General features: G+C 34.7%; 21 protein-coding genes and 1 riboswitch. Of the genes, 18 read left to right on the forward strand and 3 right to left on the reverse strand.

The window, feature by feature from the left end:
• Positions 1–29 precede the first annotated feature (29 nt).
• The 17 genes from Q8X41_RS19520 (at position 30) to msrB (ending at position 12,436) form a co-directional block, all read left to right on the forward strand.
• Complete coding sequence (locus Q8X41_RS19520) at positions 30–251, forward strand: transcriptional regulator (RefSeq protein WP_397537894.1); 222 nt, start codon at positions 30–32, stop codon at positions 249–251.
• Entirely contained in the window at positions 248–628 is a 381-nt protein-coding gene (locus Q8X41_RS19525) for a YolD-like family protein (protein WP_397537895.1), read from the forward strand. The genes Q8X41_RS19520 and Q8X41_RS19525 overlap by 4 nt, the downstream gene beginning before the upstream one ends.
• Before the next feature lie 51 nt (positions 629–679).
• A complete protein-coding gene (locus Q8X41_RS19530; RefSeq protein WP_397537896.1) occupies positions 680–862 on the forward strand; it encodes a hypothetical protein in 183 nt (60 codons plus the stop codon).
• Positions 863–1,140: 278 nt separating this feature from the next.
• Positions 1,141–1,341 (forward strand): cold-shock protein, encoded by a 201-nt coding sequence (locus tag Q8X41_RS19535; protein WP_397537897.1) that lies wholly within the window; start codon positions 1,141–1,143, stop codon positions 1,339–1,341.
• A gap of 468 nt (positions 1,342–1,809) precedes the next feature.
• Positions 1,810–2,247 carry a BrxA/BrxB family bacilliredoxin gene (locus Q8X41_RS19540; protein WP_397537898.1) on the forward strand — a complete coding sequence of 146 codons (438 nt, stop codon included), beginning with the start codon at positions 1,810–1,812 and terminating at the stop codon, positions 2,245–2,247.
• A complete protein-coding gene (locus Q8X41_RS19545) occupies positions 2,235–3,029 on the forward strand; it encodes a class I SAM-dependent methyltransferase (RefSeq protein ID WP_397537899.1) in 795 nt (264 codons plus the stop codon). Before Q8X41_RS19540 ends, Q8X41_RS19545 begins: the two co-directional genes overlap by 13 nt.
• Before the next feature lie 215 nt (positions 3,030–3,244).
• Complete coding sequence (locus Q8X41_RS19550) at positions 3,245–3,862, forward strand: NAD(P)-dependent oxidoreductase (protein ID WP_397537900.1); 618 nt, start codon at positions 3,245–3,247, stop codon at positions 3,860–3,862.
• A 293-nt stretch (positions 3,863–4,155) separates the two neighbouring features.
• Positions 4,156–4,752: a YpjP family protein gene (locus Q8X41_RS19555; protein ID WP_397537901.1), complete on the forward strand. Its 597-nt coding sequence runs from the start codon at positions 4,156–4,158 to the stop codon at positions 4,750–4,752.
• Between the two features lie 264 nt (positions 4,753–5,016).
• Positions 5,017–5,856 (forward strand): YitT family protein, encoded by an 840-nt coding sequence (locus Q8X41_RS19560; RefSeq protein ID WP_397537902.1) that lies wholly within the window; start codon positions 5,017–5,019, stop codon positions 5,854–5,856.
• Between the two features lie 266 nt (positions 5,857–6,122).
• Positions 6,123–6,848: a hypothetical protein gene (locus Q8X41_RS19565; protein WP_397537903.1), complete on the forward strand. Its 726-nt coding sequence runs from the start codon at positions 6,123–6,125 to the stop codon at positions 6,846–6,848.
• A gap of 284 nt (positions 6,849–7,132) precedes the next feature.
• On the forward strand, positions 7,133–8,077 hold the full coding sequence (locus Q8X41_RS19570; protein ID WP_397537904.1) for a thymidylate synthase: 945 nt from the start codon (positions 7,133–7,135) through the stop codon (positions 8,075–8,077).
• Between the two features lie 14 nt (positions 8,078–8,091).
• Positions 8,092–8,568, forward strand: coding sequence for a dihydrofolate reductase (locus Q8X41_RS19575; RefSeq protein ID WP_397540309.1), 477 nt, complete (start codon positions 8,092–8,094; stop codon positions 8,566–8,568).
• Between the two features lie 587 nt (positions 8,569–9,155).
• Positions 9,156–9,995 carry a DegV family protein gene (locus Q8X41_RS19580; RefSeq protein WP_397537905.1) on the forward strand — a complete coding sequence of 280 codons (840 nt, stop codon included), beginning with the start codon at positions 9,156–9,158 and terminating at the stop codon, positions 9,993–9,995.
• An 81-nt stretch (positions 9,996–10,076) separates the two neighbouring features.
• Positions 10,077–10,892, forward strand: coding sequence for a GDSL-type esterase/lipase family protein (locus Q8X41_RS19585; protein ID WP_397537906.1), 816 nt, complete (start codon positions 10,077–10,079; stop codon positions 10,890–10,892).
• Positions 10,885–11,466, forward strand: coding sequence for a YpmS family protein (locus Q8X41_RS19590; RefSeq protein ID WP_397537907.1), 582 nt, complete (start codon positions 10,885–10,887; stop codon positions 11,464–11,466). Before Q8X41_RS19585 ends, Q8X41_RS19590 begins: the two co-directional genes overlap by 8 nt.
• A 12-nt stretch (positions 11,467–11,478) precedes the next feature.
• The gene (gene msrA / locus Q8X41_RS19595) at positions 11,479–12,012 is read left to right on the forward strand and encodes a peptide-methionine (S)-S-oxide reductase MsrA (RefSeq protein ID WP_397537908.1); all 534 of its coding nucleotides are present in this window, start codon (positions 11,479–11,481) and stop codon (positions 12,010–12,012) included.
• The gene (msrB, locus tag Q8X41_RS19600; protein WP_397537909.1) at positions 12,005–12,436 is read left to right on the forward strand and encodes a peptide-methionine (R)-S-oxide reductase MsrB; all 432 of its coding nucleotides are present in this window, start codon (positions 12,005–12,007) and stop codon (positions 12,434–12,436) included. Before msrA ends, msrB begins: the two co-directional genes overlap by 8 nt.
• A 76-nt stretch (positions 12,437–12,512) precedes the next feature.
• Here msrB and metC read toward each other — a convergent pair whose 3' ends face one another.
• The 3 genes from metC to Q8X41_RS19615 all read right to left on the reverse strand — a co-directional run bounded on the left by metC (position 12,513) and on the right by Q8X41_RS19615 (position 16,185).
• A complete protein-coding gene (gene metC, locus Q8X41_RS19605) occupies positions 12,513–13,697 on the reverse strand; it encodes a cystathionine beta-lyase (protein WP_397537910.1) in 1,185 nt (394 codons plus the stop codon).
• Positions 13,684–14,814, reverse strand: coding sequence for a methionine biosynthesis PLP-dependent protein (locus Q8X41_RS19610; protein ID WP_397537911.1), 1,131 nt, complete (start codon positions 14,812–14,814; stop codon positions 13,684–13,686). Before Q8X41_RS19610 ends, metC begins: the two co-directional genes overlap by 14 nt.
• A 71-nt stretch (positions 14,815–14,885) precedes the next feature.
• A riboswitch (SAM riboswitch) is annotated at positions 14,886–14,988 on the reverse strand.
• Positions 14,989–15,357: 369 nt separating this feature from the next.
• Positions 15,358–16,185 (reverse strand): SH3 domain-containing protein, encoded by an 828-nt coding sequence (locus tag Q8X41_RS19615; protein WP_397537912.1) that lies wholly within the window; start codon positions 16,183–16,185, stop codon positions 15,358–15,360.
• A gap of 520 nt (positions 16,186–16,705) precedes the next feature.
• Between Q8X41_RS19615 and Q8X41_RS19620 the strand changes: the two genes are divergently transcribed.
• A complete protein-coding gene (locus Q8X41_RS19620) occupies positions 16,706–16,951 on the forward strand; it encodes a YozE family protein (protein ID WP_397537913.1) in 246 nt (81 codons plus the stop codon).
• The last annotated feature ends 104 nt before the right edge of the window (positions 16,952–17,055 follow it).

The following is a 17,055-nucleotide window of genomic DNA, read 5'->3' on the forward strand; positions in this document are numbered from 1 at the left end:
CAGATGTTCTATTTCGAGGAGGTAACGTCATGGAAGAACAGCTAATAAAAGCTATGCAGTATCATCAATTATTAACGATTATGTATATGTCTAAAACAGGTGAAATCACGAAAAGGCGAGTAAAAGTCATAAAAGTTGTTAGTGACAAGTTCCAAGCATTTTGTTTTTTAAAACATGAGAAACGTACTTTTATTATCGCTAATGTTCTTGCGGTGTTGCCAGTTACTTATAAGGAGAGAAATGTAATATGACATCTGAAGAAGAATTATACAAGATATACGAAGAAGCAAAATTAAAAGATCGTGGCAGCATTAAATGGTCAATGGCTATGATGATGCCAGAGCATGTACATTTCTTGAAAAAAGATAGAGAACGTGATGGTTATATCCAAAAACCACAACTAGATGAATGGGAACTGGATGATATGCAGATGAATCTTATGATGGCGTTAAAATCTAAATTAGAACTTGAATATAAAATTTGGAACAACGGGAAATTTGAATATCATCGAGGAGTAATCACAAGAATCAACGTACAAACTAGAGAACTATATTACAGTGATCCGTTTATGGAAATTAAAGGACCAATCGATTTAGATAACATTTTCGGAATAACGCCTTTGGATTAAAGGATATTTGGTTGAATTGTCGAATTTCTTCTGTAAGAAAGGAAGGATGAGATGAAGAAGTATTTTTTAAAAGCAACATACCCAGAAAGTATGAACACTCACACACTTCACTCGAAGAAGGATTTCAGAAAGTGCAAAGAAGTTGAAGTGAATGGTAGGAGACTGTTAGTTGTATCACCTGAAAGAATTGTCGATTTAACAGGAGCTACATTAGTACTCATGGGAAAAGAATAGAGTTAAGTGTTAATTAAGCTTAGAATAAACATTGAAATTTAGCGTAAGTTTTTCCATTGATCGGATGGGTTAATGTTTATATTTCTTGAGCTAAAATGATATTAGACAAATGTGTATTTAGACTATATAATGAACTTAATAAAGTCCTTTATAGGAAAAAAGTTGAATTCGCATATTACAAAGAGTAATCGTGTTTCTTCGGTACTTTTTGTAATATGTGAATTTTTTTCTTTTAAAAAGCTTATATATTAATAATTTCTTTAATGGAGGTCATTTAAATGACACAAGGTACAGTAAAATGGTTTAACGCAGAAAAAGGTTTTGGTTTCATCGAAGTTGAAGGCGGAGCAGACGTATTCGCTCACTTCTCAGCAATCCAAGGCGACGGTTTCAAATCTTTAGAAGATGGTCAAAAAGTTGAATTCGAAGTTGAAGAAGGCCAACGCGGACCACAAGCTGCAAACATTGTAAAACTTTAATTTTTAATTAGTTAGTTTTAGAAGTATCTAAAAAACAAGAGGAATCCTTTCAATAAGGTTCCTCTTTTTTATTTAGTTCGACTCCAATATCAATATACATAAAATGCATGAATGAGGGGATTTTTATATAAATTCAATATTCTTCCCTCTGGAAATTAAAAAATGTTGAAAATTTTTATTTAGTTCGGATATTACTGCACTTCGGAACTATTGTATTGGTTATGCGCAAAGAATATAAAAGTTATGGTTACCCCCCAACATATATTAGGAGAGGGGATTTTCTTATACTTTAACCAGTATCGTAATAATAGCAAGGATTATAGGAATTTAAGAAAGTAACAAAAAAGTAACTGAAAAATAACATTTAGAGTGAAGAAAGATGAAATTCTTTGAAATTATAGTTACAATAAAAAAGATGAAAATCCGATATATCAAGGATTATAGAGATAACAGAAAGAGGATGAAATGATGAACGCATACGAAGAATATATGCAAGGCATTGTAAAACCAATGCGTGAAGAGTTAGTTAATGTTGGCTTCACAGAGTTGAAAACACCTGATGAAGTGGCTGATCATATGCAAGAATCAAAAGGAACATCATTAATTGTGATTAATTCGATTTGTGGTTGTGCAGCAGGTCTTGCACGTCCAGCTGTTGCTGCTGCTATTGAGAAAGCTGAACACAAACCCGATCATTTGGTAACTGTTTTTGCGGGTCAAGATCGTGAAGCAACTGCTCAAATACGTAACTTTTTTGAAGAAGTGCCACCAAGCTCTCCTTCAATTGCAATTTGGAAAGATGGCAATTTAGCTTACTTTATTCCACGTGAACAAATTGAAGGCTTTGCTATGGAACAAGTTCGTGATCATTTAGCAGGTGTGCTAGACCAAGTATGTGCGAAATAAAAACAATTGTTACAACTGCCGGGCGTCCTGACAATGAGTCCCGTCAATTAGCTGCAAAAGCATGTCAGGCACTTTACGCCTCATTTGTAGAGAGACAAAAAAGATCTATTATGAAAATTGCAGAGACTGAGCATGCAAATGTAGTAGTAGCAGGGAAAAATCGTTTTGAATATTATCCTTTTGGTGCAAAAGAGGCATTTTTCTTCCACCCAAGTTCTGCTGCATTTCGCTTAAAACGTGTTGCAAGAGGGGAACATGATCCTCTTTTGGATGCTGTTAATTTGCAGGAAGGCAATTCTCTACTGGATTGTACATTAGGAATTGGATCGGATAGTATGTTAGCGGCTTTTGCTGTAGGTGAATCTGGAAAAGTAGTGGGCTGTGAAGGCAATCCTAATGTGGCGTTTATCGTCAGTGAGGGAATGAAAAGGTATGACATTACACAGTTGCCTCTATTAAAATGTATGGAGCGAATTTCTGTCATTCCAAGTTTGGCAATCGATTATTTGAAGCAACAACCAGATCGTTCATTTGATGTTGTTTATATGGATCCAATGTTCGAGGAAACAATAGAGGAATCAATAAACTTTATCCCCTTAAGAAATGCTGGATTACATGATTCATTATCAGACGAATGGATAGCTGAGGCAAAACGTGTAGCGAAAAAACGAGTAGTTTTAAAAGCTCACTTTAAGTCTCCGTTATTTGAACGTTATCATTTTCAACGAGATATTCGATTGAATGCGAAGTTCCATTATGGAATTATTGAAATATCACATTAAAAAAATCTGTGAATTGTATTAATAAAGTGACGAGAACAATGATTCTCGTCACTTTTTGCATTAAAAGATGGTTTTAAAAGATAGTTCTCTATTCGGCCATTATTTACAGAATACCTTACTCATAAATAACTTATTATTAAAAAATAGGCAAATCATCCTTCTTTATTTCAAAGCCACGATTTCGTTATAATAAATTATGAGGGAGTTGGTATTTGATGAAAATAGTTGTTTTTGGTGCATCAGGAAGAGTAGGGCAGCATGTTGTTAGATTAGCACTTGAAAAAGGTATTGAAGTGACAGCATTCGTTCGTACACCTTCGAAGCTTCAAATCTCGCATCCTTTTTTACATATCTATCACGGGAATGCTTTACAAGCAGATGATGTTGCAACTGCTATAAAAGGGCAAAATGCAGTAGTATCATGCCTTGCTTCAAGCAAAGGATTAAAAGAATCAACAGAACTTAGCAAAATGATTGAAAATATCGTTTTAGGAATGAATACAGATCATGTGAATAGAATAGTTTATATAGCATCTGCAGGTATAGATGGTGAAATACCAGGGATTTCTGGGAAGATGGTTATGAAAACATTAAAATATCCCTTACTCGATCATCGACATGCTGTTGACACAATCATGAAAAATAATTTGGATTATACAATAGTTAGACCAATGGGTTTGACAAATGAAGCACCAGCTGGAAAATATCGAGAAGCAGTAGAGGGGATTCCAGAAAAGGGAAGAAGTATAGCTCGTGCAGATGTTGCAAACTTCATCCTGAAAGCATTAGAAGATCCAAAATATAGTAACCTATCCGTTAGCATCGCAAATTAATAAAAAAGAACTATGAGAGAAATCTCCCTATAGTTCTCCCGTTTTGTATAATGGATTGCATTAGTCTGTAATACAAAGAGACATTAAATAGAATAATAGCGCCAAAAATCCAATTCCGATTGCAATTGACATTAATATTTGCCCTCCTTCTGTACAAAAACGAACATATTAGTTACATATAAGTTCTAATTAATTGTACAATGATTTACAAAAAGATGGAACCTTTACTTACAAAATTCGTATATAGTATAAATGAGATGTTTTAAAAATGTTCATAAGTAGGTGAAATTGATATGAAAAACTGGCTTCAAAAAGTATTAGTTTCAACAGTTGCGGTTTTAACACTTGGGTTCATTACACCTAGTCATGCCATATGGGAGAACCTATTAGAGCATAGTGGAAACCATAAAACCCAATTATCTAAACAATCATCAAATACAGAAAATTACATAAATACAGTATATAATGACAATGATATAGAAGATACGGAAGTATTTTCTGACAACGTTTTAGACCAAGCAAAAGAACAAGCCTATATGAAATTCGGTAGTAAAATTGGACCGAAAATCAGTGATGAATTTGACAATGTTATTTTCCCTAAAATCGAAGAAGCTATTCATATGACTTTAGACAATGTTGATCAAGCGAATATGAAAAATTTAGCAATTACTGAAAAACCAAGTGGTGCTTACTCAGAAAAAATGTTTCATATTTATAATGTCGCTTCAGGAAAAGACGTCATTCGCTTCCATGTACGCACAGAAAACCGTCCTTTCGACGGTTACTACTACAATTTCCACTATCACACATATGTTGACCAATTTGCCTCACATAATAACTTAGGGGAGATTTACTGGTCTAAGGATACACCACCGAAATGGTTATCTTAACGTTGGAATTTGGTGAAAACGTAGTATTACAAAGGTTTATCGCTAGGAAAAAATTATAGACTACTGAGTAAGGGCCTCTCAACAATTTATAAAATTGTTGGGAGGTCTTTTTACGATGCAGGAGTAGATTTCTTACACTTTTTATAATTGAAAATGAATTATTTCCTCATAAACAAAAATATCAGCTATTTATAAATCATGAAATCAGTTAAAATGATTGAATGTGAACGAAAAAATTCAAAATAAGACGAAGGGAAATTTTAAATGAATTTATCAAAAGAATTACGCTCCTATAGTTTAATTGCATTAGGAGCATTGTTGGTAAGCATATCGTACAATACCTTTTTATTACCAGCGAAATTAGCAGCTGGTGGTGTTGTTGGGATTAGTACATTGTTATATGATTTGTACAATTGGACACCTGCTATTGTGCAGTGGTGCATTAACATACCTATCTTCTTTCTTGGCTATTTTTTGTTAGGAAAAGATTTTAGTGTGAAAACACTGGTCGGTACCGTTCTCTTACCCTTCTTTATTTGGGGTACTTCTTATTTACCATATAAAATCCATGATCCCATGTTAGCAGCTATTTATGGTGGAATCATCACAGGAGTTGGTTTGGGACTTGTTTTTAGAGGAAATGGATCGACAGGTGGAACGACAATAATTGGTCAACTGATAAAAAAATACACAGGTTTATCTAGTGGCTATGCTCAAATGATTATTGATGCAGTGATTGTGATTGCTGCAATGTTTGTTTTTGACTTGGAGCTTGCTTTATATGCCATGATCACTATCTATATTTGCAGTAAAGTTATTGATTTTGTTCAATTACATTCTTCTTCTTCCAAACTGGTATTAATTATTACGGAAAATGAAGAGAAAGTTACGCATCTTATCAAAAATGAGATTGACCGTGGTTTTACCAAAGTCTGGTCCGAAGGTGGTTACTCTCGCAATAAAAAAGCCTTATTATTCAGCGTAGTAGAGCAATCAGAAGCGGTATATTTAAAAGAACTGATTCAAAACCAAGATACCGAATCATTTGTCGTCTTCCTGAATGCTTCAGATATTATTGGGAGAGGCTTTTCACGGCCAAGATAAAGTATTTTATTTTTGAATTGCATTTTATGATAACTACAGTTACCAAAAATTATTTAAGTACCTTGAATATATAGTTCTTAAAACCATCGAAAGTTATTTGATGGTTTTTTTATATAATAAATACGAATTTGTGATACAGGAACTATTATCGCTGTAGCACTATCGATTTGTTTTTTAATTGGAATATCCTTATGGAACCTAATACAACAACTATTCTCCTAGAGGAATTTCAATTTTAGCCGATATATAAGCAGGAGGTGATTTTAATGCGAATATCTGCGCAAGATCCTACAAATCATGCGATTGGTGTAGCAGCAGCTTCGAAAACGTTGTCTCAAAGTGTATTTTCAAAAAGTAGCATTTTTAAAGATACCGTAACGATTAGTGGGCAAGCACACCAATTATTCGGCAATATGCAACAGGGAAAACAAGATTCGATGATTGAAAGCTTGATCAAGCAGCGAGAAGCATTAATGGAGCAAAAAAGTGATTTAATGCAAAATACGCTTGACTCAGGTGGCAATTTATCAAGTATTAAAGAACAATTGAAGGTTTATGAAAAACAAATTGCAGATCTTAATTCTCAAATTGCCAAAAAACAAGCTGAAGGCCGTAGTGATGCACTAGGATTAGATCAGGATAAAGAGAAAAAGTCTTCAAAAAGTGATGAGGAAAAGTTATTGACCCAAGTGATGTCATTAGATCAAGCAGAGATGCTCCATAGACTTGCCAACAAGATGGAAGGGCAAAAAACGGTAATGAAATCGGAAATTGCTGATGATATCAAGCGAGGTGTGGATGTAAAGCATAAGCAAGAAAAGCTAAGCGATTTAGAACAAAATCTTCAGGCTACTCAAGATAAAATAACGAATAATCTACAGAGTGAATTGAAAAATAAAAATCATGAAGATTCCGATTCTAATTCAAAAGATCCAGATCAAAAAATAGGAAACGATGTTGAAAATAATCATAATCCAAGTAGAGGGAATTAGGATTTCCTATATATTGAGAGGAAAAAGTTATGCCATAATGATAATTACGGTGTAACTTTTTTTGTTTTGCTAGCTGATTTAAAAATGGGAGTTAGCAGCACATAAAAAAGGCTGTTATTTGACAGTTTTTTTTATGCAAACAGGAAGTAAGAGATATTGGTGATTATTCAGTTAAATTCATAAAAATCTATTCTCATTAAACTGGAAAAATCGAAACTCATAATTTACGTCATTTATCAGCAATGTTATCATAAGAAATAGTATGTAAATTGGAGGCCATATCGATGAAACAATATTTAGACCTTTGCCGCCATATTCTAGAAGATGGTAATGATAAGGGAGACCGTACTGGAACAGGTACATGGAGTGTTTTTGGATATCAAATGAGATTTAATCTACAAGATGGTTTCCCTTTAATGACGACGAAAAAAACAGCATTCCGTTTAATAGCAACGGAATTGTTATGGTTTTTAAAAGGCGATACGAATGTTCGTACTTTGATTGCTCAAAATAATCATATTTGGGATGAATGGGCTTTTGAGAAGTGGGTACAAAGCGAAGATTATAAAGGACCGGATATGACGGACTTTGGTCATCGCGTGTTAAAAGATGAGATGTTTAAACAACAGTTTGATGAACAAATGACTGTTTTTCAAAATAACATTTTAGAAGATGAGGAATTTGCACAAAAATTTGGTGATTTAGGACCTGTTTATGGGAAACAATGGCGTTCATGGCCAGATGCAAAAGGTGGTACAATCGACCAAATTCGAAACGTCATTGAATCGATTAAAAAGAACCCAAATTCAAGACGACATATCGTAACGGCTTGGAATCCTGCAGAAGTTGATGACATGGCATTACCACCGTGTCATTCACTTTTCCAATTCTATGTAGCGGATGGTAAACTTTCTTGCCAACTATATCAACGTAGCGCAGATGTTTTCCTTGGTGTACCTTTTAATATTGCTTCATACGCATTACTCACGCATTTAATTGCGAAAGAATGTGGATTAGAGGTAGGGGATTTTGTGCATACTTTAGGAGATGCACATATTTACAAAAATCACTTAAATCAAGTGAAAGAACAATTATCTCGTACACCGAGAACATTACCTAATTTAGTGATTAAAACAGACAAGGATTCAATCTTTGATTATGAAATGGCAGACTTAGCGATTGAGGGTTATGATCCGTATCCCCGTATTGCGGCCCCAATTTCAGTGTGAGGAGGTTTTAAATGATGATTTCTTTAATCGTAGCGCATGACATAAATCGAGTAATGGGCATTAACAATGAATTGCCATGGCATCTACCTGGTGACCTTGCATATTTCAAAAAAACAACAATGGGTAAACCGATGATTATGGGACGAAAAACCTTCGAATCAATAGGCAAAGCTTTACCTGGAAGAACGAATATCGTCATTACACGTGACCCGGACTATAAAAGGGACGGGATTGTTGTCGTTCATTCCTTTGATGAGGCATTAGAAGTAGCTAAGAAGGAAAATAAAGAAATTATGATCATCGGTGGAGAACAAATTTTCCGCTTGGCCCTACCAATTGCAGATAGATTATATGTAACGAAAATTCAACATTCTTATCAAGGTGATACGTATTTCCCAGAGTATGGTAGTGAATGGAAAGTAGCTTCCGAATCAGAAGAATTTGAAACAGAAGATCAAGTGAAGTTTTCCTATTTAATCTATAATAAGTAGGGTTATAAAAAGTTTTAAAGTATGATTTGAGTGACTATATTATTATAGTCACTCTTTTTTAGTGAGTATTTGACACACTCAGCTCGAATACAGGTTACTACTTTATGCATAGATATGTTATTAATGGGTGGTATGTACTTCCGACTAATTCAAAAGTTACCACATCCGTCAACCCAAGTTGATTGGAGTGGAGAGCGGCGACTCCAGCGGGAAAAGCGAGAAAGTCGAGCCCCCACAGGAGCAGAGCGACGAGGAGGCTCGGCCTCGCCCGCGGAAAGCGTCCGCTCGGAACGGAAATCAACGGATTCAAGTACTCGCTTATAAATGGTAATTAGACTTTTTCAGTGCCTGCCTGCTAAAGTAGCACTTTTTTTTATGGAAACATATTGTCATACTACAAATATAAATTAACCCCCAACCAACAATCTAAAACTCTTTGATTGTGATTTCGACAAAAAATCAATAAGATTGACAAATGTCACATGTTCAATAAAACAAAAACTAGTAATATAAATGGTAAGGCTTTCGGTTTACTATATAACAATATAATTTTATAATGAAATGAATGAACAAAAGGATGTGTCAACGTGGGGCGAATTCATATTGTAACTGACTCGACCGGAGAGTTAACAAAAGAAGAAATTGAAAAATATCATATACATGTAGTACCATTAACAATTCAAATTGATAAAGAAACATATATTGATGGGGTTGACATCGGTCCTGTTGAATTTCTAGAAAAAATGGCTAATGCTCAAGAACTGCCTAAAAGTTCTCAGCCTGCAGTAGGAGTCTTTAAAGAATTATTTGATGAATTAGGTAGTAATGGAGATGAAGTACTAGTTCTAACCATGACTGGTGGTATGAGTGGTACAGTAAAATCAGCAGAAGCAGCTGCAACAATGACAGAAACAAAAGTTGTTGTAGTAGATTCACGATTCATTTCCTTTGCCCTAGGTTTCCAAGTTTTAGAGGCTGCTCAGATGGCTGAAGATGGCAAAACAATGGAAGAAATTATTAAAAGATTAGATCATGTACGTTCAAATACAAATTTGTATGTAGTTGTAGATACATTGGATAATTTGATAAAAGGTGGCCGTATCGGAAAAGGAACAGGTTTAATTGGCTCATTATTGAATATTAAACCGATTGCATCCCTTGAGGGAGGAGCATATAATCCTGTCGCGAAGGTGCGTAGCCATAAACAAGTTATTAAATACTTACTTCAAAAATTCCAAGAAGATACAAATGGAAAAGTTATTAAAGGTGTCGGTATTGCTCATGCACAAGGGTTAAAAATGGTAGATCCATTAAAAACAATGATTGAAGAGTCAGGCTATAATGATGTAAAATTTGGCTATACGTCGCCAATCATTAGTACACATACAGGGCCAGGAGCAATTGGCTTTTGCTACTATACAGATTAATTACAGGCGGCAGGGAATCCTAATCATTCCCTGCTTTCTTTCATTTGTGCGATAAGGTCGAGATGAGAGGAAGAATTAGAAGTGAAAAAATGGGTAATACTGATGATATCTGTGCTTATCTTAGCTGCTTGCGAAGCACCTGGTATCATGAGTAATTCACAAAAAGAAAACAAAATAGCTGTTACACAAATGATTAAGCTTAAAGACATACAATATGTTGCATTAGGGGATTCTTTAACAGAGGGAGTTGGGGATGAACTAGACAAACAAGGATATGTTGGTCGGATGAAAAAAGAGATGGAAAATTGGCGAGGTGTTAAATCAGTAACGGTCACAAATACTGCAAAAAGAGGACGCAGAAGTGATCAATTAATCGATCAGATTCAATCTGGCAAAATTGATGATGCACTCGAAAAAGCTGATATCATATCTTTGACAATCGGCGGAAACGACTTGATGAAAATTGTCCGTTCTAATATTACTGATCTTACAAAAGAAGTTTTTGACGATAAAAGACCAGCATTTCAACAACGGTATGAAACAATTATGCAACTTATTCGAGAACGTAATCCTAATGCACCGATTATCCTTATAGGAATATATAATCCATTGTCTATCTTTACAAAAGAAAAATCAGATATGAATACTATAATGCAAGAATGGAATTCTGATATAAGAGGATTTGCAAATCAAGATGGTCATGCAGTATTTATTAATGTAGTGGATCTATTTGATTCAAATGATAATATGGTATATCATACTGACTTTTTCCACCCTAATGCGAAAGGTTACGACCAAATGACAGCAAGGATTATCAAAACATTACATGAGGTTGATCTAAATAAACTATCACATGGTCAATTCGATTTTAAGGAGGAGGATTCCACAGATGAATAAATGGAAAGCGGCCTTTTTACTTCTCAGCACACTTGTGATAGTTGTGATAGTTTCTACTGTATATCTTATTACAAGACCAATCGCTGAAACACCGACCCCATCTGCAAGTCAACTTCCAGATGGTAGCCATTTGGAAGTTCATACAACACCAAAAGACTTTGAGAATATGGCCAATCGTTTAATAGAAAGTTCAATGAAAACCTCTAAAATCCCAGTGAAAATGTCTGTAGGTGAAGATGTGACATTGCAAAGTACCTTAACAGTGTTTGAAATGGAACTGCCCATTACATTGACGTTTGAACCAACAATCGAAGATGGAAATCTACTATTGAAGCAAAAAACGGTTGAAGTTGGAATGCTAGATATACCACCTAACACTGCCCTTAAATTGTTGAAGGATTCTGTTGATTTGCCTAATTGGATGGTAATTCAACCAAAAGAAGAACAAATCTATTTGAATTTGACAAAAATGAATGTACCTCTTGGTGAAAATCTAAAAGGACATGTACAAGCAAAAGAATTCAATTTAAAAGAAAACCGCATTATACTTGATGTAGTAATTCCTACAAAATAGGAGGTCTAAAGTATGGCAACAGCAAAAGCAACATTTGCAGGTGGGTGTTTCTGGTGTATGGTAAAACCATTTGATGAGCATCCTGGCATTGAATCTGTCATTTCTGGCTACACAGGGGGATATGTGGAAAACCCAAGCTATCAGCAAGTATGTTCTGAATTAACAGGGCATCTTGAAGCGATACAAATTACGTTTGACCCAGAAGTATATCCTTATGAAAAATTGGTTGATACTTATTGGACGTTAATTGATCCGACAGATGCAGGTGGACAATTTCATGATCGAGGAAGATCATATATGACTGCTATTTTTTATCATGACGAAGAACAAAAGAAAATTGCAGAAGCATCTAAAAAAGCACTAGAAGAGTCAGGGAAATTTAAAATGCCAATTGCCACTAAAATATTAGAAGCAAAGCCATTTTATAAAGCGGAACCTTATCACCAATATTATTATAAGAAGAACCCAACACATTATGAACTCTATTCTATTGGCTCAGGACGAGTTGCATTTCAGCAACAACATTGGGGGGAACATGATGAATAAAGAAAATAGACTAAAAGAATTAACACCAATGCAATATCAAGTAACACAAGAAAAAGGGACAGAACCACCATTTCAAAATGAGTTTGATCAACATTTTGAAGAAGGATTATACGTAGATATCGTTTCAGGTGAACCGCTATTTTCTTCAAAAGATAAATACAATTCAGGTTGTGGCTGGCCAGCATTCACAAAACCAGTAGAAGGTGCAGGAATTACAGAGCATTTTGATACTAGTTTTGGCATGAGACGTACTGAAGTTCGAAGCAAAGATGCTGATTCACATTTAGGACATGTTTTCCCAGATGGTCCTAGGGAAACGGGTGGACTTCGCTATTGTATTAATTCTGCTTCATTACGTTTTATTCCAAAAGACCGACTTGAACAAGAAGGTTATGCAGATTACCTAAAGCTATTTGAATCATAAGAAGTAGAAGTTTCTATCGATTAAAATAGAAGAAAAGCTGATGCACCTGTTATGGATAGGTCATCAGCTTTTTCTATTATTTTGGAACTGTTATTTGTTTTTTCGCAATATGAAAGGCTTGTTCAAAATCAGCAATTAAGTCATCAATATTTTCAAGGCCAACAGAGAAACGTAGAAGACCTTCCGTAATTCCTCGTTTATCACGTTCTTCTTTTGGAATAGCTGCATGACTCATGGTTACAGGATATGAAAGAATAGATTCAACACCTCCAAGGCTAACTGCGAAAATTGGAATTTGTACATGTTCTACAAAAGCTTTCGTTAATTCACGATTAGGTAAGGTAAAGGATAGTACAGCTCCTGCGTTAGAAGCTTGGCTAGCATGAATATCATAACCAGGGTGACTGGATAAACCAGGATAATAGACATTTTCCACAAGTTCATGCTGATCAAGATAGGAAGCAATCTTCAATGCAGATTGTGATGATTGTGTTAAACGTGCATTTAGTGTTTTAATTCCTTGAATTAATGAAAAGGAATCATGTGCACCTAAAATTGCACCCATTGAATTTTGTATAAAGTAAATTTGCTTACCTAGTTCTTCATCTTTTGTTACAGCTAAACCTGCGATGATATCGCTATGCCCACCTAAGAATTTTGTGGCACTATGGAGAACTACATCCACTCCTAAATCTAAAGGCCGTTGATAAAGTGGTGTCATAAATGTGTTGTCAACAAAAGTAAGTAAACCATGTTTTTTGGCTATCGAAACAATTCCTCGAATATCTGTAATGCCTAGTAAAGGGTTTGCAGGTGTTTCAGCATATAAAACCTTTGTATTTGGTTGAATGGCTGCTTCAACTTCTTGTAGGTTTGTAAAGTCAGCAAAAGTATGTGTGATGCCATATTTCGTTAATACTTGTGTAACAAATCGATAAGTTCCACCATAAACTTCACTCGTAACGACTAAATGGTCACCTGCATTTAAAGTAAGAAGGGCAGAGGCGATAGCTGCAATGCCAGAAGAAAAAGCAAATCCTCGTGTGCCACCTTCTAGTTCGGCAATTGTTTTTTCAAGTGCATCTCGAGTCGGGTTACCGGATCGGCTGTAATCATAAGGACCAAATGAATCAAAGTGTTCTTGATCAAATGTAGAAGAAAGATAAATTGGCACATTGACTGCACCTGTTTTTTGTTCATAATCACTTCTTGTAGAAGCAGTGATTAAGCTTGTTTCGATGGATTGTTTAGTTTGCGTCATGAATCGTCACCTCTTGTAGAATAGTAGCAAAAACCTTTTTCAGTTCAGCGATTAAATCTTCAGCTTCTTCGATGCCTATTGAAAATCGCAAGAGCGAATTATCGACACCACGTGCTATGCGTTTCTCTTCAGGTATATCTGCATGTGTTTGTGTTGCAGGATAGGTGATAAAACTTTCAACGCCACCTAAACTCTCTGCATATGCAATCAATTGTAAGTTTTGTAGGAAAGGTCCTATCCATTCCGAACGCTGTAATCGGAAAGATACCATTCCACCTAATCCAGCATATAAAACATCTTTTACTAAAGGCTCTTGTTCTAAGTAAGTTACGATTTTTTTTGCGTTTTCTGTATGTTGTTTCATACGAACATGGAGTGTTTTCAAACCTCTTAGTAATAACCAGCTATCAATAGGTGCAAGTGTTGCACCTGATGCATTATGGTTATAAAGTAGTTTTTCTGAAAGTTCTTCTCCTTTTGAAACAACAAGTCCAGCAAGCACGTCATTGTGTCCACCTATATATTTTGTAGCACTGTGAATCACAATATCTGCACCAAGCTCAATTGGTCGTTGATAGTATGGAGTAAAAAAAGTGTTATCAACAATCAGTAGAAGATTGTGTGTTTTGGCCAGTTTTGCATATTGAATAATATTAATTTCCTGCATTAATGGATTTGTCGGTGTTTCGATAAAGAGAGCCTTTGTATGATCATTAATTAACGCTTCAATTTCAGCAACTGATTGGAAAGGCGTGAAATGAGCTTTAATGTCATATTGTTGTTCATATTGAACGGCAAGTCGATATGTACCACCATATATATCATCGGTATATATGACTTCGTCACCTGTTTTAAATAAGGAAAGCACTAATTGAATAGCAGCCATCCCACTACTACAGGCAAAGCCAGCATCTCCATTTTCTAAATTTGCAATACCCTCTTCTAGAACAGAACGAGTAGGGTTTTTTGTGCGTGTATAATCATAGCCTGTTGATTGGCCAAGCCCTGCATGACGATAAGCAGTCGAAAGATAAAGAGGTGTGTTAATAGAACCTGTGTTAGGATCCGTATTGGTCCCGATTTGAGCTAAGCGAGTTGAAATGTGGTTTTCTGTCATTTTCATCATCCTTTTTATAAAAAAATAAAAGGCCCTCTAAAGAAGAGGACCTAAAAAAACGAAAGTCAATCTTCTTATCTGCTAGACATACATCTACTGGAATTAGCACCTTACCAAAAATGGTGGTTGCTGAGATTTCACAGGGCCAAGTCCCTCCATCTCTCTGGATAAGAATTCAAATTTAATTGTAGGAAAAGTTTTAATTAATGAAATATTAACACTTTAATCAATGCTATGCAATAGAATAATGTAATATTCAGAAAAGTTTATACCTATAATCTACCGCATGATTTCTTTTGCATGAATAATAGTAGGAATCGTAAATTAATTCGTAAGAAGGGCTACCTAAAAAGTGATTTTCTACACATTTTAAGTAGCCCAAGATTAAGGTTATCTCGTATTAACAGTCAGTACGATCCTCACTTCAAAACTCAAGTAAGAGATTAGAAGATCTGTAAGATCAACTGATCGCAAAAGTACGATTAGTTCAACGCTCACTCAAGACGGGAATGAAAAAATCTCAATCTTAAGTGAAGTTTCACTTTATTTAGTTGTTACTTTTGTTAATTCAAAAGTGGCTTTTTTATTTTTAACAGTTTTAATTGCGCCAGCATTTGGAGCATAGTAAGTAATAGAACCATCAGCAGCTTTAACGCCTACAACAGTGTTAAATGTACCAGCTTTTACTGTCATTTTGTTTTGAATAGAAACAATTTTGCTGTTATTTGTATCTGCTTTAAATACTTGACCTTTCGTAAAAGGATAAGCGATTTGGCGAACAGTACCAGTTTTTGCAAACTTGTAATCTAAACCTTGTGCAGATTCACGAACTAAAATAGTTTGTTTCTTGTCAGTACCTGTTTGTTTATACCAATAAGTCCAACCAGTTGAATTGCGTTTGTTTGTTGAATACATTTTGCCTTTTTTACCGTTTTCAACATAGTAGTAAGTATTTGTTGTTACAGGACGATATGTTGTTTTTTTACTTGTTGAAGTACTAGTAGATTTTGTAGTAGTTTTTTTAGTAGTAACTTGTTTTGTACTTGTAGTTGCAGTTGTTTGTTGTTTTTGATCTTTGTTTTTTTCAGTGTTCTTAGCAAATGTTAAATAAGATGAATATACATAAGCTGTTTTTTTGTTGAATTTGATTTTTGCCCAGCCAGTTTTTGACTTGCTATATACAATAACAGTGTCACCTTTCCAAAGTGTTCCAACTTTTTTCCCATTCACAGAAGGTTGTGAGCGAACATATACGCTATTCGCTACTTTTGCGCTCATTGTGTTTGTTGTTGCTGCGTCACTGTTTGCTGTAAAAGTAATTAAAGTGGCAAACATGACCATGAAAGATAGTAAAGTTTTTACTATTTTCATTTTAATCATCTCCTCATTGAAAAACTACCTAAATAGGGTAGTGATGCGTCGATTTCATGTTTTCATTTGTATTTGTATCGCATCCGAGTAATAGAACGAAGCAACAATAAGAAAGTTTCCAATTTAATGAAAAAACAAGGGGTTTTTTAGAGATTTTTAAGAAAAGTTTATTACTGTTAATCTGTTCTTAATACGAAGGGGGTTATTGCTAAATAGCTTGTAATTATTGCATTTTGAAGAGTATTTATCGCTAGTTTGGATATGGTTTTTTCTAAACTGATAGTCTAATACGATCGTTGGAGTTTATTTCCTAATGGATTTATTGTAATATTTGAAAGGATTATTGACATGCTAATATTACTTCCTTAAAGGAGTAATATTTTTGAACTATATAGTGTAAAAAATGAGAATTAATAATATCTCTCATGATATAATCATATAAATTGGAAGAGGGTATAAAATCCTATTTAATGCATTAGTCGAAAATGTGTGTTTTTAGATAATTGGATAGTAATATATAATGAAACAAAAGGCAGGAAACGATATGATACCATCATTTTATCATTTTATTGTAACTTTCAGGGGAGGAAAAAACGATTCAAAAGCAGACTTTGGTGAAGCTGCTTTTCACGATCATGGTTTCCCAAAACAGGATGAGGATTTTCAAACCATTTCTAGATATATAGAAGAAAAAGCAGATCCAGAAATGAGTGCGGTTGTTTTTGATGAACTTTGGCAACTATATGAAGAGAAATATTTTGAATAATATTTGTCAGATGTCAGACGTTCTTGATACAATAGGAAAAGTATTATGAAGTAAATGACATGAATACGAAATGAATTTCAATATGAACTGAAAAAGGAGATAAA

The organism is Rummeliibacillus pycnus (genome assembly GCF_044359855.1).
In the GTDB taxonomy this organism is placed as follows: Bacteria; Bacillota; Bacilli; order Bacillales_A; family Planococcaceae; genus Rummeliibacillus; species Rummeliibacillus pycnus_A.

What these genes read in the sequence shown, in the direction of transcription:
- metC (WP_397537910.1), bottom strand. Translation starts at nt 13,697, where the DNA reads ATGACGCAAACTAAACAATCCATCGAAACAAGCTTAATCACTGCTTCT.
- Q8X41_RS19520 (WP_397537894.1), top strand. Translation starts at nt 30, where the DNA reads ATGGAAGAACAGCTAATAAAAGCTATGCAGTATCATCAATTATTAACG.
- Q8X41_RS19570 (WP_397537904.1), top strand. Translation starts at nt 7,133, where the DNA reads ATGAAACAATATTTAGACCTTTGCCGCCATATTCTAGAAGATGGTAAT.
- Q8X41_RS19535 (WP_397537897.1), top strand. Translation starts at nt 1,141, where the DNA reads ATGACACAAGGTACAGTAAAATGGTTTAACGCAGAAAAAGGTTTTGGT.
- Q8X41_RS19610 (WP_397537911.1), bottom strand. Translation starts at nt 14,814, where the DNA reads ATGACAGAAAACCACATTTCAACTCGCTTAGCTCAAATCGGGACCAAT.
- Q8X41_RS19550 (WP_397537900.1), top strand. Translation starts at nt 3,245, where the DNA reads ATGAAAATAGTTGTTTTTGGTGCATCAGGAAGAGTAGGGCAGCATGTT.
- msrA (WP_397537908.1), top strand. Translation starts at nt 11,479, where the DNA reads ATGGCAACAGCAAAAGCAACATTTGCAGGTGGGTGTTTCTGGTGTATG.
- Q8X41_RS19555 (WP_397537901.1), top strand. Translation starts at nt 4,156, where the DNA reads ATGAAAAACTGGCTTCAAAAAGTATTAGTTTCAACAGTTGCGGTTTTA.
- Q8X41_RS19560 (WP_397537902.1), top strand. Translation starts at nt 5,017, where the DNA reads ATGAATTTATCAAAAGAATTACGCTCCTATAGTTTAATTGCATTAGGA.
- Q8X41_RS19525 (WP_397537895.1), top strand. Translation starts at nt 248, where the DNA reads ATGACATCTGAAGAAGAATTATACAAGATATACGAAGAAGCAAAATTA.
- Q8X41_RS19620 (WP_397537913.1), top strand. Translation starts at nt 16,706, where the DNA reads ATGAAACAAAAGGCAGGAAACGATATGATACCATCATTTTATCATTTT.
- msrB (WP_397537909.1), top strand. Translation starts at nt 12,005, where the DNA reads ATGAATAAAGAAAATAGACTAAAAGAATTAACACCAATGCAATATCAA.
- Q8X41_RS19590 (WP_397537907.1), top strand. Translation starts at nt 10,885, where the DNA reads ATGAATAAATGGAAAGCGGCCTTTTTACTTCTCAGCACACTTGTGATA.
- Q8X41_RS19565 (WP_397537903.1), top strand. Translation starts at nt 6,123, where the DNA reads ATGCGAATATCTGCGCAAGATCCTACAAATCATGCGATTGGTGTAGCA.
- Q8X41_RS19540 (WP_397537898.1), top strand. Translation starts at nt 1,810, where the DNA reads ATGAACGCATACGAAGAATATATGCAAGGCATTGTAAAACCAATGCGT.
- Q8X41_RS19615 (WP_397537912.1), bottom strand. Translation starts at nt 16,185, where the DNA reads ATGAAAATAGTAAAAACTTTACTATCTTTCATGGTCATGTTTGCCACT.
- Q8X41_RS19575 (WP_397540309.1), top strand. Translation starts at nt 8,092, where the DNA reads ATGATTTCTTTAATCGTAGCGCATGACATAAATCGAGTAATGGGCATT.
- Q8X41_RS19545 (WP_397537899.1), top strand. Translation starts at nt 2,235, where the DNA reads ATGTGCGAAATAAAAACAATTGTTACAACTGCCGGGCGTCCTGACAAT.
- Q8X41_RS19530 (WP_397537896.1), top strand. Translation starts at nt 680, where the DNA reads ATGAAGAAGTATTTTTTAAAAGCAACATACCCAGAAAGTATGAACACT.